Below are 15,708 nucleotides of genomic sequence, written 5' to 3'. Positions count from 1 at the left end.
AGTGCTGAGTGCTGAGTGCTGAGTGCTGAGTGCTGAGTGCTGAGTGCTGAGTGAGGAGTGAGGAGTGAGGAGTGAGGAGTTAAAAAACTCTAAACTCCCAATGACAAATGACAAATGACAAATGACACATGACAAATGACCAATGACAAATGACACATGACTAGCTAATAATTCCTAACACAAACTCGCCTTCATTCACGGCTTGATTGGTTGCGACATCATAAACCAATCCATTATGTTGAGCGCAGACATCAATTACAGTAGGTAGTTGACCTTCTTTGTTAAAACTGAGAATCTGATAGAGTTTTTCACCAGCTTTGACTGTGCTACCTAATTCGATTCTGGATTGAATCATACCACCTGCGATCGCATAATATTTTTTCCGGTTGCTGTTAGATTTAAAAGTCATCTCATGGGTTTTTGTGTCATCCGAAAAATTAGGAATTTGCAGTACACCCTTTTGCACTAAATAGTTTTTCACACCTCTTACGCCTTTAGCAACTGAATCAGGGTTTATTTGCATTCCTGTTCCTAATTCCAGTGTCCAAGCTTCTACATCAAACTTGATTTCCCTACCCAATTCTTTAAAACAAGCTTCTAATGCTAACCAAGGTTTGATAAAAGCTTCATCAAAAGCATCACCATCATATTTATCAAGCAAGATTCCGAAATCAAACCCGAAATATTTTGCACTCTCTTCTCGATTTCGGAAGTAGTAAAGGTAGTCTAAAGCTTGATTTGTAGAAGTATGTAAGTCAATTAAGTAATCTGCATCTAAACTGAGATTTTGTAGCTTGTAGGCAAAAAGCTCAGTGTAAGGAACACCACTAGAAGAATTAAGTTTTTCTAAAGTTTTTGCGAATTGTTGCTTAATTATAGTTAGATAATTTTGTCGAATGACCTTTAGAACACTATGAAGTTGAGATTTAGTAAAAGCTACTAAATCATCAGCTTCTTTCTCGTAATCCCAAAAGATGCGATTCCAGTCTTTGGCTTCATAAATGCAATATCGTCCAGGGGAGAAATGATGAGCGCGTTCATTTGTACCCATTGGATTACAAACGGGAACTAACCAAATTTCTCCAGTTAAATCTGTATTATTTATTGTTAATAAAAACTCAATTAGCTGGTGAATTACGGCATTACCAGCAATTTCTGCACCGTGCAGATTAGATTGAATGTAAGCCTTTTTACCAGGTTGAGCGCCGATGAATTTGTATATTTGTAAGTAGAGGCGATCGCCCGAAGCCATTTGACGTAATACAATGCTTTCAATAACTGGAAGCATAAAATAACTCAGTGATAATTTGAGTAAATTATCGCTGTATCTGTACTGAATTAAAAGCCTAGCCCAATAGAATTAGCTGATTTCATTTGCGTAATCAGCTAACCTCTACGTAAATTTTAGGTTAAGGTAGTATTACATTAACTATTATTTTCTATATCAATGCTTTAGTCCCTATGCTTCAGCAGTTAGGTGAAAGCCGTTTCAAACCATTTTGCGCGAGGCGATGGGTGAAGAGTTCGCCAGATAGGTGTGCCCAGGCAATTTGAACAGCGCGGGATGGGCTAGAAACAGAGTCGTAGGGTGCAGTGCAAGATATATTGCCAACGTCAAATCACTCATAAGTTTTATTTAAGCATTGCTTGCGATCGCGCAAAGCGCACTACCCTCAAGAGCGATCGCATAAGCTTTTGTCAAAAAGTCGTAATGTTAAGGCTTAATGTCGTAACCTTAAGCCTTAATCTTATAATACTGGTGATTAATGTCGTAACCTTAAGCCTTAATCTTATAATACTGGTGATTAATGTTGTAATGTTAAGGCTTAATGTCGTAACGTTAAGCCTTAAGGTTGTAGCATTAAGCCTTAATCTCGTAACCTTAAGCCTTAATGTTGTAATGTTGGTGACGACAAGACATTAACTTATAACTGCGATCGTTGATTCAAGAACTTGTAAATTCTCTCTAGGTAATTTTTTAGGAGATATCGATTCTGGTAAATAGAATGTACTAGCGCGACAGGCTTAAAATGTTGGGTTTCAAAAACTCATGAACATTACTCAACTCAATAAATTAAGCTTACCGCGCTACTACGCATCTGTTTTATTTTTTCTGGAATTGGTATTAATCACAACAAGGTAGTTATTTACAAGTGCGATATCTACTGCGGGTGGTTTCTGAGTTTTATGCAAATATACTGAGCCAGATAGCCTGGCAGAGTAAGAGTAAAAATAATATTGTACAGACGCGATTAATTCCGTATACCCTCACGTTCCCGGTAAATTTAGCAACCGCTCATCCAAATGACTACGGTCTGCCAAAACCTTTAACAGCGGCCCATGTGAGCTAAATTCCACAACACTGACCGAAGCCACAGGACATCCCAAACGAAAACGGAAGCGTCCCACGTCAACCCCCAGAAAACTACACAGAAGAATTCTGATGGTTGCCTTGTGAGAAACGACTAAAACATTTCCACTACTGTAATTTTGCTTGATTTCTTCAATTACCTGCAAGGCGCGAGAAGCAATTGTAACCGCCATTTCTCCGCCATTTGGAGCATTCCAAGCAGGATCTGCTGACCAGCGAATATAATCATCGTGATATTCACGGCTAATTATTTCTGGGGTTTTTCCTTCCCACAAGCCATAGTTGATTTCCTTCAAACCATCCCTAAATTGTGGTTCTATCCCTATTGCTTCATACAAAGGTTTTGCTGTCAATACAGTTCGCCGCATAGGACTACAAAATATTGCTGTCCAATTTTTAGAAGTATATGCGTCAGCAAAAGCCTTTGCCATATCCAACCCTTCTGGGGTAAGTTCTGAGTCTATGGAACCGCAAAAGGAATTATTGCGGCTGCATTCTGTCTGTCCGTGACGGAGGAAATAAAGAGTTAGGTTCACCGTATATTCTCATCGATTGTGAATTAGAAAAAATGAATCAGAATTTTCAGCAATGAAATTATACTCCATAGATTTGTGGCAAAAATTACTTTGAAGCAAGTTGGGGTATCTGAGTGCAAAGTTCTAACTTTATAATAAATAGGATTTAGTTAAGGGTGATTGGTTTTTCAAGACACGATAAATCATGTCTCTAAATCAGGCTTTTGTTGCTCTATCTGAACTGTATTGCTTTATAGCTTTTTAATAATTATAAACATCAATATAGAGACGTAATTAATTACGTCTCTATAAAAGTTTTGTAAATCAAGCTAGTCCTTTATCTTTCAACGCTTGCTAAGAAAAGAATAAAGGTACATAGCATTGAATCTTTAACATTTCGTAATTTGTTCTTGCAAAAATAGGAATTTACCCCATTTTTATCCCTGAGTTTCTGCAAAAAAACCATGAATTGTTAGTCAATGTTTTTCTTTACATTATCTTTCACGTCTTCAATGCCTTGGCGTACTTCGCTTTCAGCTTGCTTTGCTTTACCTTTTGCTTTATCTTCTGGATCTCCAGTGGCGTTTCCTAATGCTTCTTGGGCTTTACCTTCAACATTTTTAGCAGCAGCCTTTGCGCGATCTTCTATGCTCATTTGGATACTCCTGATTAAATTAAAAAGTCATTTCAAAGCTAGCAACTAACTTCGAAACTCTTTGTTATTACCTTTACACAGTAACTTAAAGTTTTTGCTAAAGCCTTCTACCACAAGGCATATTCAATAATTCGCAATTCGTAATTCGTAATTCGTAATTAAGAAAGTTACTTTTAGTAGGCGTTCTGGCTGTTATTGGAATATAAAATAAAGCGAAAATAGTTTAGTTACCTATGCTAAAAGACATAGAAGAAATGTTAAAGATAGTAATTTTTACTTTTTAAATAAAAAAACCCAGTTTCGTATAGAAAATGGGTTAATAAAGTTATGGGGATGTTTTTTTCTTTAATCTAGAAAACCCATCAGGTTTTCAGAATTGTCAATCTCATTTGATGCTATCGGACGATTACCGAATGTCGAATAGCTTTCATCAATTACCAATGAACTTGAGGCAATTGGACGAATACCAGAGAGATTCATACTTTCAACAATTTGGAATTTATTCGCACCAATTGGGCGAATACCCATTGCGTTATAGGTTTCAACTACTTCCAAACTACTGGTGCTAACAGGACGCACCCCAGAAATTGAAAGGTGTTCAGCAACTTCTAAGTCGCTAGCACCTATGGGACGAATTCCAGAAATAGCAAGTGTTCCAGAAGCTCCTACTGGCAGTTCATTAACTTCCTCGACTTTATCTGCATTCAAGCTCTGGTCTTGTTGATTTTCAACTTCCTCTGTAGACTTGGCATACTTCTGCCGAGAACTGGTTGCTTTGCCAGCGTTGCTAATAGCCATAAACGAACACCTCTAGTTTGTTAACTGAATTTTACAATAATTAAGGAAAGATGAAATTTTTTCCCATATACCCTAGAGTTTAACCTTAAAAAACCCCATATAGATATAAGAATCTTTAAAACCAATACATAAGTAGATGTAAATTAATAATTTTTGTAAATAATCATTACTATTTATTTGCTTTAAGAAGCCAGCTACAATGGATACAGGGCGGAATCGTCACCATCAGATAGGGTATTTACAGCAAAACTGTATGACAGAATTTTGTCTTCAAGCTCCCTTTAGTCCCACAGGCGATCAACCACAAGCGATCGCTAAACTTTCTGCTAGTATTCAATCAGGCAATCGTTATCAAACTTTACTAGGAGCCACTGGAACTGGTAAGACATTTTCGGTAGCAGCAGTTATTGAGAAAATTGGCAAGCCTACCTTAGTTTTGGCGCATAACAAAACCCTGGCAGCACAGCTTTGTAACGAGTTGCGGGATTTCTTCCCCAACAACGCAGTTGAGTACTTTGTTAGCTACTACGATTATTATCAGCCAGAAGCGTATATTCCCGTTACCGATACTTATATTGAAAAAACGGCGGCAATTAATGATGAAATAGATATGTTGCGGCATTCAGCGACGCGATCGCTTTTTGAACGCCGTGATGTCATCGTCGTTGCTTCCATCAGCTGTATCTATGGTTTAGGAATGCCAGCAGAATATCTGAAAGCTGCCATCCCCCTTCAGATAGGTATGGAAGTAAATCAACGCCAAATTTTACGGGATTTGGCAAATGTTCAATATAGCCGCAACGACATCGAAATGGGTCGGGGGAAATTTCGCGTTCGTGGAGATGTCTTAGAAATTGGCCCAGCTTATGAAGACCGAATTATTCGTGTCGAATTCTTTGGTGATGAAATTGACGCGATTCGCTATATTGACCCAGTGACAGGTGAAATTCTCAAGAGTTTGGAAGCGGTAAATGTTTACCCAGCACGCCACTTCGTCACCCCAGAAGAACGGTTAGAAGTAGCTTGTAATGATATTGCAGCAGAATTAAAACAGCAAAAACTAGACTTAGAACAAGCTGGAAAATTATTAGAAGCGCAACGCATAGATCAGCGTACACGCTATGACCTAGAAATGCTGCGCGAAGTGGGTTACTGCAACGGCGTTGAGAATTATTCCCGTCACTTAGCAGGAAGACAAGCTGGAGAAGCACCAGAATGTTTAATTGATTATTTTCCCAAAGATTGGCTATTAATTATCGACGAATCTCACGTTACTGTACCCCAAATTCGCGGTATGTATAACGGCGATCAAGCTAGAAAAAAAGTTTTAATTGAACATGGATTTCGGCTTCCTAGCGCTGCCGATAACCGTCCTTTGAAAGCAGAAGAATTCTGGGAAAAGGTGAATCAGTGTATTTTTGTTTCAGCAACTCCCGGAAATTGGGAAATAGAAGTTTCTGAAGATCATGTAGTTGAGCAAGTGATTCGACCAACTGGGGTGGTTGATCCAGAAATTTCTGTGCGTCCCACAGAAGGACAAATTGATGATTTATTAGGCGAAATTAAAGATAGAGCCGACCGCCATGAACGAGTGTTAATTACCACATTAACTAAGCGAATGGCGGAAGATTTAACCGAATATTTGCAAGACCATGGTATCAGGGTACGGTATTTACATTCTGAGATTACTTCTATTGAGCGCATTGAGATTTTGCAGAACTTGCGCGAGGGTAAATTTGATGTATTAGTTGGTGTGAATTTGCTGCGGGAAGGTTTAGATTTACCCGAAGTTTCCTTAGTAGCGATTATGGATGCAGATAAAGAAGGTTTCTTACGAACCGAGCGTTCCTTAATTCAAACTATTGGTAGAGCCGCGCGTCACATCCAAGGACAAGCGATTTTATATGCCGATAATCTGACAGGTAGTATGATTAAAGCTATTGATGAAACAGACAGGCGTCGCGGTATTCAAACGGCACATAATCGACTGCATGGGATTACACCACAACCAATTGTGAAAAAATCAAGTAATGCGATTTTGGCTTTTTTAGATGTATCTCGGCGGTTAAATGCAACTGACTTGAAAGTTGTAGATGAACATCTAGATGAACTGCCATTAGAACAGATTCCCCAGTTGATTACACTGTTAGAAGCGCAAATGAAAGAAGCTGCCAAGAAATTAGAATTTGAAGAAGCGGCAAAATTGCGCGATCGCATTAAACATCTGCGGGATAAAATGCTAGGACGTTAACTTGAATTTTATACTCACCAATTATTCAAATAGGTGATTACAGTCTCAAATATGATCGAGAAGTAAAAGCGATGGCTTCGCCAACGCCAAGGGCGAACGCTTATGCTAAATCAGGCATTATTGAGTACTGGATTTTAGATGTCAATGGACGCAAGTTGTATATGTATCGTCTCCCTAGTCCAGATGGATACCACAGTTAGAGCATACTTGCAGAAGATGTGACAATTTCACCTTTAGCTTTCCGTGATTGTGCGATCGCAATTCGATTCGGGAATTGTTGCAAAAAATTTAAATAATGTGGAAGTAATTGTTTTTCAGAAATCAGAAAATTCTGGCTCAAGAATGTTCCACAACTTTAACTGGGCTGATATATCAAATCCTCTGGCTTTGGCTATAGGTTTAAACCAACATGAACTATAGTAAGAAGAAGCAAGCTAACAACCCGATTTGAGCTGACTGGCAAGCAGTTTGGAACCGAAGACACGGAAAAATAAAATCCCTTCCAGAAATTCCCCTAAAATTACAAGTAGGAGAACCTCTCAGGAGAAATCATGGCTATTGATGCAGAAATTTTACAAACACTAGATCAAATGCCAGAGCCACTTAAACAAGAACTCTTGCATTATGCTAAATATTTAGTTGAGAATTATTCAAAGGCTGTTTATCAGGAAAGTTTACAACAAAAAAAGCGTCGATCTGGCATCTTAAAAGGAACTTTTGTTTTACCTTTACCTGATGACTTTGATGAACCTCTCGAAGTTTTTAAGGAATATATGGAATGAGTGCTTTCCTTTTAGATACTCATGCTTTTATCTGGCTAACTGAAAATGACTTAAGCCTTCCAGATAATCTGAGGATGATGATCAATACCGCAGATATCGTTTATCTCAGCATTGCTAGTCTTTGGGAAATTGCCATCAAGTTGAACCTTGGCAAATTATCGCTTCAACGGAGTTATGAAACAATAGGTTCTGCGATCAACGCTTCAGATATCCTCATAATTCCGATATCTTTTGCCGATACAGTTCAAGTTGGGAATCTCCCGCTACATCATGGCGATCCATTTGACCGAATGTTGATTGCACAGGCTATCAATCACTCCTTAATTATTATTAGCAGGGATAAAAAACTCGATGCTTATTCTGTTCAGAGGATGTGGGAATAGTCATACTAAAAGAGAACGCCCTTTTTTCGCTATCCTAAATCAAGTGAATCATTAAGAGTCGCGCCAATGGTTGCTTTACCCGACAACATTTTGATGAGTGCAGAGGAATATCTGCTTTGGGAACCCACCCAAGAAGAACGCTACGAGTATTGGGATGGCGAAGTCGTAATGATGAGTGGTGCTACACGCAACCATAATCGGATTTCTCTGAATTTCTCGAAGCTTCTAGATGATGCCCTAGCTGATCGCTCTTGTGAAGTCTACATTGTAGATGTAAAGGTGCAGGTAGAACCTGGGCAAAAATATTTTTATCCAGATGTGGTAGTGACTTGCGATGAGCGAGATACCGATCCACAATTGGTACAATTTCCCTGCTTAATTATCGAAGTGCTATCACCTTCAACAGAAGCAGCCGATAGGGGGAAAAAGTTTGCCAAATATCGCCAATCTCCAACCTTGCAAGAATATGTCTTAGTACAAGTAGCTCAACCGGGTGTAGAAGTGTTTCGGCGCAACGAACAGGGTAAATGGGTACTGTCGGAGTATAATTTGGATGAGAGATTGCGACTGGAATCGGTGGATGTGGAAATTGCGATCGCCCATTTGTACAGACAAGTACAGTTTGAAACCGCAGCCACCGAAAATTGACATGATAGATAGTCAATCTTTGAATTTCATGCGATCTCACAGATGCTTCGCATACAATGGTGAAAATTCTGAAGAAGTTGTAAATAGTCACACTTCCTGAAAGGCTAATTTTGGATTAAACCAGTTGTCTTATGCAAAGTGTTCCATATCAATACCGACTGCTGATTTTGTTTTTGCTGATGGGTTTGGTTGTAGCGGTAGACTACTGGCGTAATCCAACAAAACCGACAAAACTTCAGGAATACTCGTTTTTGGTGGTGTCCGGTTTAATTGGTGCTGGGTTTGGTATCGTTAACGATCAGATTACCTGTACTGTCTCACCTGCTTACTTTTATTACTTCAAAAATATTCCTTATGGTTATAGTTTTCGCTGGGAAGTCAGTGAAGTTGGATTTCAGGCGGGCTTTTTTGCTGGTTTTTTAAGCTACGGCATATTTTTATTGGTTAATCAGAGACGAAAGTTACCTTTGTCTTATCGGCAATTACTTAAAATGGCACGATATCCGATTACTTGGGCAATTGTAGTTTCTCAAATCGCAGGATTCATATTTTATTATTTTCAATTTCCCTTCTTTGCCGATCAGATTACGCCAGTCGTTCAGCCAGCAGAAGTTTCCAGGTTTATGTTGGTTTGGGGAATCCATATTGGACTTTACATCGGTGCAGTGTTAGGAATTGTGCATGGCATAGTAAATATTCGTCGAAGAGTACCGTATCTGTCATTATAAGCACTATCTCCACCCTCGTAATTTTTTATGTACCTGCGCTAAATACCACATATAATCATCAATTTTGTAATTATCAGCAGCTTTCACTATATACTCCTGAGCTAAATCAAGATTATTTTGAGCTTCGTAATATAATCCCAAGTAAAGATGACTGTAAAAATTTCCCTTTATCCCTTCTGATTGACCAACAATTAAAACATCATCTGGCGAACAATTTTCTGCATACAAATCATATACGCGCTGCATAATACGTCGAGGGTCATTTTTTATAGTTAGTAAAGAATTACGCGCCTCTTCAACACCTAACGAACGAGCTACGCAGAGATATCGCCATACTGTTTCTTCTAAATCTTGAGCATTCACCGTCAAATCTATTTCAAATTGTTCAGCGCCCTCAGCAAATCTTTCTGCATAATAATACGATAATCCCCGTTGCCAGAGATAAGGTTTAATACGGACATCCAATTGCTCTGCGATATCAAAATCTTGAATAGATTCATCAATTTTAGCCAGTTGAAAGTTAACCATGCCTCGGCGAATGTAAGCATTGGGATTTTTCGGCTGATTGCGAATGGTTTCATTCCAGCCCTGGAGTTGATTTTCCAGAGAATTTGAAAAAAACATGAGTTTGCCTAGCTATGCATTAAATAGAATATTTTCAGGCTTGGGGAGAACTCGTCAACCCCTAAAATGAATCAAGTTTTGGCATACTAAATTCTTGGCGTAATATTTTCACTTTTGCATAACCAGCGTGATTGCGTTTCTTTAGCAGCAAGAGGCCATTATTCTCCACAGTCAATATCTAATAAATAGTTTGCAGCATTGGGCAGGAAATTCTTTGCTGAAGCGTAAGTCCTACTATGAATCTCAAATCTCCAAGTGAGATCCATCCACGAGGTAGAAGAAACTACTTGGATTATTCAGTATTGTGTAACTGCTGTCTTAAAATCAGGAAAAAACGTTCATGGTTCCCATTAGAGATAATAATCCTACAAAAATTACGCCTTATGTGACTTATGGACTGATTGCTGCTAATGTCCTTGCCTTTCTTTATGAGGCAAATCTTCCCCCCCAAGCATTAAATGGGTTTCTACACCTTGCGGCTGTAGTTCCACGAGAACTGACTTTAAGCTTTGCTGGTATCTCTGTACATCAACCAGTACCAGAGTGGGCAACTTTGATTACTTCGCAATTTTTGCACGGCGGTTTCTTGCACTTAGCCGGCAACATGTTGTTTCTCTGGATTTTTGGTAATAATGTTGAAGATAAATTAGGTCATGCCAAATATTTACTGTTTTATTTATCTTGCGGTGTTTTGGCATCCTTAACACAGTGGTTCTTCGCTCAAGATTCTAGCATTCCTTCTTTGGGTGCAAGTGGTGCGATCGCAGGTGTTATGGGTGCATACATTCTCCGCTTTCCCAACGCCGAAGTTCTTGGTGTAGTACCTTTAGGGTTTTTCTTCCCAACTTTCCGTGTCCCCGCATATTTCTTTTTAGGATTCTGGTTTCTCGAACAAGCTTTCTACGGACTTACTAGTCTTGAAGCACGTACCAACATCGGTATGGAAAGCGGCGGTATTGCCTACTGGGCCCATGCAGGCGGGTTTATCTTCGGGGCAATTCTCGGACCACTGTTGGGTTTGTTTAGCGATAAATCTCAAGAAGAATCTTGGTATCAATAATTTTTCGTAGTATCTTTGTTACCCTCAATTATACTGATTAATTTAATAGGTGAAATTGTTTAACCTTCGCAACTGCCATGCCTGACAAGCTATATTGCAGTTAGTCAATAATTTAGGAAAAACACCTGTGTTTCCCCTCTACGATGAAAATCCGACGCGAATCACCCCGTATTTCACCTATGGGTTAATTGGCATGAATGTTTTAGTTTTTATTCACGAGGTGAGCCTGCCGAATGCACAATTAAGTCAATTTTTCAGTGAGTATGCAGTAGTGCCTCAAGAGTTAACCACGAATTTAAATGGAGAGTGGATAACGTTATTTACGTCACAATTTTTACACGGTGGTTGGTGGCACTTAATCTCAAATATGGTGTTTCTCTGGGTTTTTGGCAACAATATTGAAGATCGATTAGGTCATGCCAAATATCTGATTTTTTATTTAGCGTGTGGTGCTTTAGCTGCCTTGTGCCAATGGTTTATTGGAATGAATTCTGAGATTCCTTCTTTGGGTGCAAGTGGTGCAATTTCTGGGATTTTGGGTGCGTACATTATCCGCTTTCCCCACGCTCAAGTCATGACTTTAATATTTTTGGGGTTTTTCATCACCACAATCAGAGTTCCAGCACTAATCATAATTGGAATTTTTGTTGTGCAAAATGTGATATCCGGTCTTGCTACTCTCCAAACAGCCGCTAATATGACCGTGCAAACTGGTGGAGTTGCATATTGGGCGCACATCGGTGGTTTTGTATTTGGGGTAATTCTTGCTCCCTTATTTGGCTTGTTTCGGCGCGACTAAATACAGCATTTCCTGAAACTCTTAGCAAAAAAAATTGCTACCTTTCAATGTTCTGCAAGACCCTTCTCTTTCAGAGACGCTAAAGCAAACGCTAACGCGATACTCAAGTTAAAATTTCCACATTTGAAACTATTAGTTTTTGTTGGCACTCGCTGAAACTTCTTCTGACTGTTCTACTTCAGATATAAATGTTGATGATTTTGCAACTTCTTCACGTGCAGAAACAATGATATCAGCACCATTGATAATTGCTCCCAATAACCCCAGTTCAGATTCAACCAATTGATCGATAGCTTCACCTAGCATGTTCTCTTGTGTATAGTTTGGTCGTGCCACTAGTACGATTCCATCGCTGTAGGGTTGAATTAACAAAGGATCATTGGATATGCTGAGGGGACTAGTATCTAAGATGACTAAATCAAAACGTTCGCGGACATCTTCTATCAGCCGCCGCATTTCGCTGGATTCAAGAATAGCAGCGGATTGCCGCACTGGGCCAGGACTGGGAAGAATGTATAAATTTTCCACATCAGGAACTAAACGAATACATTCACTCAAATTAGCGTAATAACGTAGGGGTTCAATAGTGGCTTCTGGGTCAGGAATTACTTTCAAGGATGCACAACGGGAAGGCGATCGCAAATCTGTTTCGATAATCAAGGTTCTTTTACCAGCACGTGCGGAGGCAACACCCAAATTATAAGCACTTGCTGTTTTACCCTCTAGGCTACTGGTGCTAGTAATCAATACTACCTTTAAGGCTTTACCACCAATCCGGCGCATATTACTACGGAATTTTTCATAAAATTCTAAATAAGGGGAATCTTGGGAAAATACTACCGGTACAGCATCTGGCTCCAAATCATCAACTGGCATTAAAGGCAATTCTCCCAACAGTGCCACTTCTCGTTGCTTGAGGCTCTCGCGGATATCCTCCCTGGTTTTGAAAGTCCCTTCCAGCGCTCCTAATAAAAATATCACCCCGCCACCAATCAATACACCTAAGAAACCACCCACAGCAAGGGTAATAGGCACACTCTTCGGCGGTTTAGGATCGACAGTGACTGCGGGGCGTCTGGCAATACTGAGGCTGCTAGTAGTTTCTGCCTCTGCGGTTTTAGCATCGGTTAGCTTCACCTGCATTTGATCGTAGATGGCTTTTTTGAGTCCAACCTCTTGTTCTAAACGCGATCGCTCTAATTGCTTATTGGGTATTAGAGCATACTCTCGCCGGAGTCGCGCTTCTTGTTGGACTTCTTGAGTTAGTTGTTGTTGCAGTGTCTCCCTTTGGGTTTGTAAAGACACCATTTGGTTAGCCAATTGCTGGCGTGTTGGATCTAAGCTGCTTTGAGTGCGAATACCTGCAACGCTACCCTGAAGCGGAGCCGCCGTTCCACCACCACCTAAAACCTCAGCCGCACGTTGTTGTAGTAATTCCTCAGCAGCTTGTTTCTGACGCACTAACTGCACCATCGTTGGATGTTCCGGCCGCAAATCTTTTCTGAGTACAGCGATTTGTGATTCACTTTGATAAATTTGCGCTCGTAAGTTACCAATAATTGGATCAGCACTCAAAGCAGAAGAAACATAAGCTTGGCCGACTGTTAAGCCTAACTTATTTTGTAAACTGCGAACTTGACCATCAACCCCAGAAATAGTTAATTGAATTTGCCGTTGGAGATTTTGGCTGGCAGTAATGGCGCTTAACAAGCTGCCATTCTCTGCTGCTAATATTGCTGTTCGCTCGACGCGATCGTATTGTTCCAGCTTCTTTTCAGCAATTTGCAATTCCCGTTTAGCTTGTGGTGTGCGATCATTAATCTTTTGAATAATTGCTTGTAAGCGCCCAGTATTGATGTCACTGCTCAACTTGATCATTGCTTGCATCAATTCTGTCAAGACTTGTATGCCTCGTTTGGCGTCACTATCTACATATTTCAGTTCAAAGGTAGAAGATTCTAATTCTCCACTCTTAGCATTTTTTTTAGGTAGAGCAAGAGCAAGACTTGCACCGAGTTGTTTTGGTTTGACACCGACTTTCTCTGCTACGCCTGCAATTATCTGGTTTGATAGTAAAACTTCCTCATTTAGTTCCTTTCCTTGCTGTTGGATTTCATTACCAGTTGCAGAGAAAGAAACTGGTGGGCCACTATAAGTAAGTGCCCCAGATGCAATATAGCTAGTAGGTGGCTCTGGTTGCATAGCTACCACAGTTGACCCAGCGACAACTAAACCAAAACTAGCTAGTCCAATCCACTTATATTTATCAAAAGCAATAAGATAGCGCTTAACAATTGGTGGGGTCATGGTCGCTTCGCTCCAATTCAAAATTTAAATATTCAAAATTCAAAATTTAGGAAGCACCAAACTAAAGATAGTGGCTTTGATACAAGGATGCTATCAACTTCCTACTGTATATATCGATCTTTAAGATTTTTACATAAATGAATTCAAAGATAACTTGGAGATGTGACTTTCTACACTCCAAACTATTTCTAGGTTGTATCCTTCTTTTAAAGTTACTAATCCGAGCCACCACCGATGTTGTCAAAAAACCGGAGAAAGGATTGAACATTGAAGAAAGGTTGGGTAATGGTGGTCAAGAAATTAGTAATTCTACCAATGAGGTTCCGACCAACAACAATAACATCATTGTCTTGAAGTGCCACATTTTGCGACGCATCACCGCCTAGAGCTTTTTTAGCATCAAGTTTTTGGGTAACAGCTTTGCCTCGTTCCGAATCAAAGCGAACCAGAGCGATATCTCTCAGATTAGCAGTGTCTAGATTTACACCTCCCAAAGCATCGACAAATGTACTGCCATTAGGCAGTGCTTGAATGGAAAGACCACCCGCAGCGTAATTTAAAACTCGGACTCTAATCTGTGGTGTGGCCAAGGATGAACGTGCTACCAAATTGCGGTCATAACCATCCTCACTACCAACTTCACGACGGGGCACGAGTATCGCATCTCCATCTTGTAAGCGTAAATTCGGGATTGAACCGCCATTTTGCAGTGCTGCGTATAAGTCAATCGTTTGTGAAATCACAGAACCATCGATTAATTTCCGGCGTACTTGCACCTGTCGCAGGTCTGCATTCAACGTTGAACCACCAGATGTTAGCAAAGCATCAGCAACGCGGGGTGTTGGTGAATTAATTGGATAAATTCCTGGTCGAAATATTTCTCCGCTAATGGTAACTTGAACTGGTCGCGTTCCTGCCAAAGATACTACCACGATTGGATCTGGAAAAAAGCGACTCAAACCCAGGCGAATTTTTTCTTGAGCTTCTTCCAAGGTTAAACCTTTTAATGATACCGTTCCCACTTGCGGCACGATGATGTTGCCTTCTGGACTAATTACAGCTTGAAAACTGAGGTCTGGACGCTGCGCTGCTAACGCTAAAACTATTATCGGATCGACTACATAACGATTTAAACCCAAGCGAATTTTTTCTTGAGCTTCTTCCAAAGTTAAACCTTGTAAAGAAACAGTTCCCAATAACGGCACTGCAATATTACCTTCTGGGTTGATTAAAGCTTGAAAGCTCAAATCTGGAAAGCGCTGAACGGAAACGCTAATTCCATCTCCTATGCCTAAACGGTATGGACCAGGAGGACGCTGAAGCACAACACCAATTGCATCTCCTGGTCCCAAAAGGTAGCGGCTCAGTTGCGGGGAAATTTCTTCATTTGCACCTGGAGGTGCAACTTCATTAACTGGCACAGGTGAGGGGAATTGCCCTGGTGATTGTCCTTGAGATGGAAAAGGCTGGGCAACAACAAGTTGGATAGGTGTTGTTAAGAAAACTCCTACTTGAAGACTGACAAAACACAGGGCGCTGAATCCACGCATATAATAACTGGGATCTATGAACATCGGTGCAGAAAATATTGATATAGAAATTAGTCGCGCCGAGTGGTTATTTTACTCTAAAAATGCCTTAAATGTCTCTTTCATCTACAAGTATTTACCAAGATAAAGAGAATAATTTTGCTAAATTTAATTTCTAACTTCATGTTGTTAACATCATTTTAAGTGAGTTTCAGCCTGAACACAATTTATAGACATACTCTTGATAAATCTCTGCAC

16 protein-coding genes are annotated in these 15,708 nt (G+C 40.0%); 8 read left to right on the top strand and 8 right to left on the bottom strand.

Annotated elements, in window-relative coordinates; all coding sequences use genetic code 11:
• Window positions 1-160 precede the first annotated feature (160 nt).
• The 4 genes from RMY27_RS28355 to RMY27_RS28340 all read right to left on the bottom strand — a co-directional run bounded on the left by RMY27_RS28355 (window position 161) and on the right by RMY27_RS28340 (window position 4,339).
• A complete protein-coding gene (locus RMY27_RS28355) occupies window positions 161-1,288 on the bottom strand; it encodes a succinylglutamate desuccinylase/aspartoacylase family protein (RefSeq protein ID WP_322668178.1) in 1,128 nt (375 codons plus the stop codon).
• A 980-nt stretch (window positions 1,289-2,268) separates the two neighbouring features.
• A complete protein-coding gene (locus RMY27_RS28350) occupies window positions 2,269-2,907 on the bottom strand; it encodes a histidine phosphatase family protein (protein WP_322668177.1) in 639 nt (212 codons plus the stop codon).
• A gap of 451 nt (window positions 2,908-3,358) precedes the next feature.
• A complete protein-coding gene (locus tag RMY27_RS28345) occupies window positions 3,359-3,541 on the bottom strand; it encodes a CsbD family protein (RefSeq protein WP_322668176.1) in 183 nt (60 codons plus the stop codon).
• 345 nt (window positions 3,542-3,886) lie between these two features.
• Window positions 3,887-4,339 (bottom strand): hypothetical protein, encoded by a 453-nt coding sequence (locus tag RMY27_RS28340; RefSeq protein WP_322668175.1) that lies wholly within the window; start codon window positions 4,337-4,339, stop codon window positions 3,887-3,889.
• Window positions 4,340-4,592: 253 nt separating this feature from the next.
• Here RMY27_RS28340 and uvrB point away from each other — a divergent pair, with 253 nt between their 5' ends.
• On the top strand, window positions 4,593-6,590 hold the full coding sequence (gene uvrB / locus RMY27_RS28335; RefSeq protein ID WP_322668174.1) for an excinuclease ABC subunit UvrB: 1,998 nt from the start codon (window positions 4,593-4,595) through the stop codon (window positions 6,588-6,590).
• A 71-nt stretch (window positions 6,591-6,661) separates the two neighbouring features.
• Window positions 6,662-6,790, top strand: a complete 129-nt coding sequence (locus tag RMY27_RS28330; protein WP_322668173.1) for a hypothetical protein — start codon at window positions 6,662-6,664, stop codon at window positions 6,788-6,790.
• Here the strand turns inward: RMY27_RS28330 and RMY27_RS28325 are convergent.
• Window positions 6,787-6,930, bottom strand: a complete 144-nt coding sequence (locus tag RMY27_RS28325; RefSeq protein WP_322668172.1) for a hypothetical protein — start codon at window positions 6,928-6,930, stop codon at window positions 6,787-6,789. The two genes, RMY27_RS28330 and RMY27_RS28325, sit on opposite strands and share 4 nt — an antisense overlap.
• A 211-nt stretch (window positions 6,931-7,141) precedes the next feature.
• Between RMY27_RS28325 and RMY27_RS28320 the strand changes: the two genes are divergently transcribed.
• From RMY27_RS28320 to RMY27_RS28305, 4 genes are all read left to right on the top strand, one after another.
• The gene (locus tag RMY27_RS28320) at window positions 7,142-7,372 is read left to right on the top strand and encodes a DUF2281 domain-containing protein (RefSeq protein ID WP_322668171.1); all 231 of its coding nucleotides are present in this window, start codon (window positions 7,142-7,144) and stop codon (window positions 7,370-7,372) included.
• Window positions 7,369-7,755, top strand: a complete 387-nt coding sequence (locus tag RMY27_RS28315; protein WP_322668170.1) for a type II toxin-antitoxin system VapC family toxin — start codon at window positions 7,369-7,371, stop codon at window positions 7,753-7,755. Before RMY27_RS28320 ends, RMY27_RS28315 begins: the two co-directional genes overlap by 4 nt.
• A gap of 66 nt (window positions 7,756-7,821) precedes the next feature.
• Window positions 7,822-8,403 carry a Uma2 family endonuclease gene (locus tag RMY27_RS28310; RefSeq protein ID WP_322668169.1) on the top strand — a complete coding sequence of 194 codons (582 nt, stop codon included), beginning with the start codon at window positions 7,822-7,824 and terminating at the stop codon, window positions 8,401-8,403.
• A gap of 131 nt (window positions 8,404-8,534) precedes the next feature.
• Window positions 8,535-9,131, top strand: a complete 597-nt coding sequence (locus RMY27_RS28305; RefSeq protein ID WP_322668168.1) for a hypothetical protein — start codon at window positions 8,535-8,537, stop codon at window positions 9,129-9,131.
• A 3-nt stretch (window positions 9,132-9,134) separates the two neighbouring features.
• Here the strand turns inward: RMY27_RS28305 and RMY27_RS28300 are convergent, their stop codons facing one another.
• The gene (locus RMY27_RS28300; RefSeq protein WP_322668167.1) at window positions 9,135-9,755 is read right to left on the bottom strand and encodes a hypothetical protein; all 621 of its coding nucleotides are present in this window, start codon (window positions 9,753-9,755) and stop codon (window positions 9,135-9,137) included.
• Window positions 9,756-10,095: 340 nt separating this feature from the next.
• Here RMY27_RS28300 and RMY27_RS28295 point away from each other — a divergent pair, with 340 nt between their 5' ends.
• Window positions 10,096-10,815, top strand: coding sequence for a rhomboid family intramembrane serine protease (locus RMY27_RS28295; protein ID WP_322668166.1), 720 nt, complete (start codon window positions 10,096-10,098; stop codon window positions 10,813-10,815).
• A 127-nt stretch (window positions 10,816-10,942) separates the two neighbouring features.
• Window positions 10,943-11,614 (top strand): rhomboid family intramembrane serine protease, encoded by a 672-nt coding sequence (locus tag RMY27_RS28290; protein ID WP_322668165.1) that lies wholly within the window; start codon window positions 10,943-10,945, stop codon window positions 11,612-11,614.
• A 132-nt stretch (window positions 11,615-11,746) separates the two neighbouring features.
• On the opposite strand, the gene RMY27_RS28285 is transcribed toward RMY27_RS28290, so the two are convergent.
• Window positions 11,747-13,921 (bottom strand): polysaccharide biosynthesis tyrosine autokinase, encoded by a 2,175-nt coding sequence (locus RMY27_RS28285; RefSeq protein WP_322668164.1) that lies wholly within the window; start codon window positions 13,919-13,921, stop codon window positions 11,747-11,749.
• A gap of 215 nt (window positions 13,922-14,136) precedes the next feature.
• Complete coding sequence (locus RMY27_RS28280) at window positions 14,137-15,495, bottom strand: polysaccharide biosynthesis/export family protein (protein ID WP_322668163.1); 1,359 nt, start codon at window positions 15,493-15,495, stop codon at window positions 14,137-14,139.
• Window positions 15,496-15,708: the final 213 nt, after the last annotated feature.

It is taken from the genome of Nostoc sp. DedQUE09, assembly GCF_034530915.1.
GTDB lineage: Bacteria > Cyanobacteriota > Cyanobacteriia > Cyanobacteriales > Nostocaceae > Nostoc.
The sequence above is the reverse complement of the archived record's forward strand: the minus strand, read 5'-3'. Positions and strand labels throughout refer to the sequence as shown.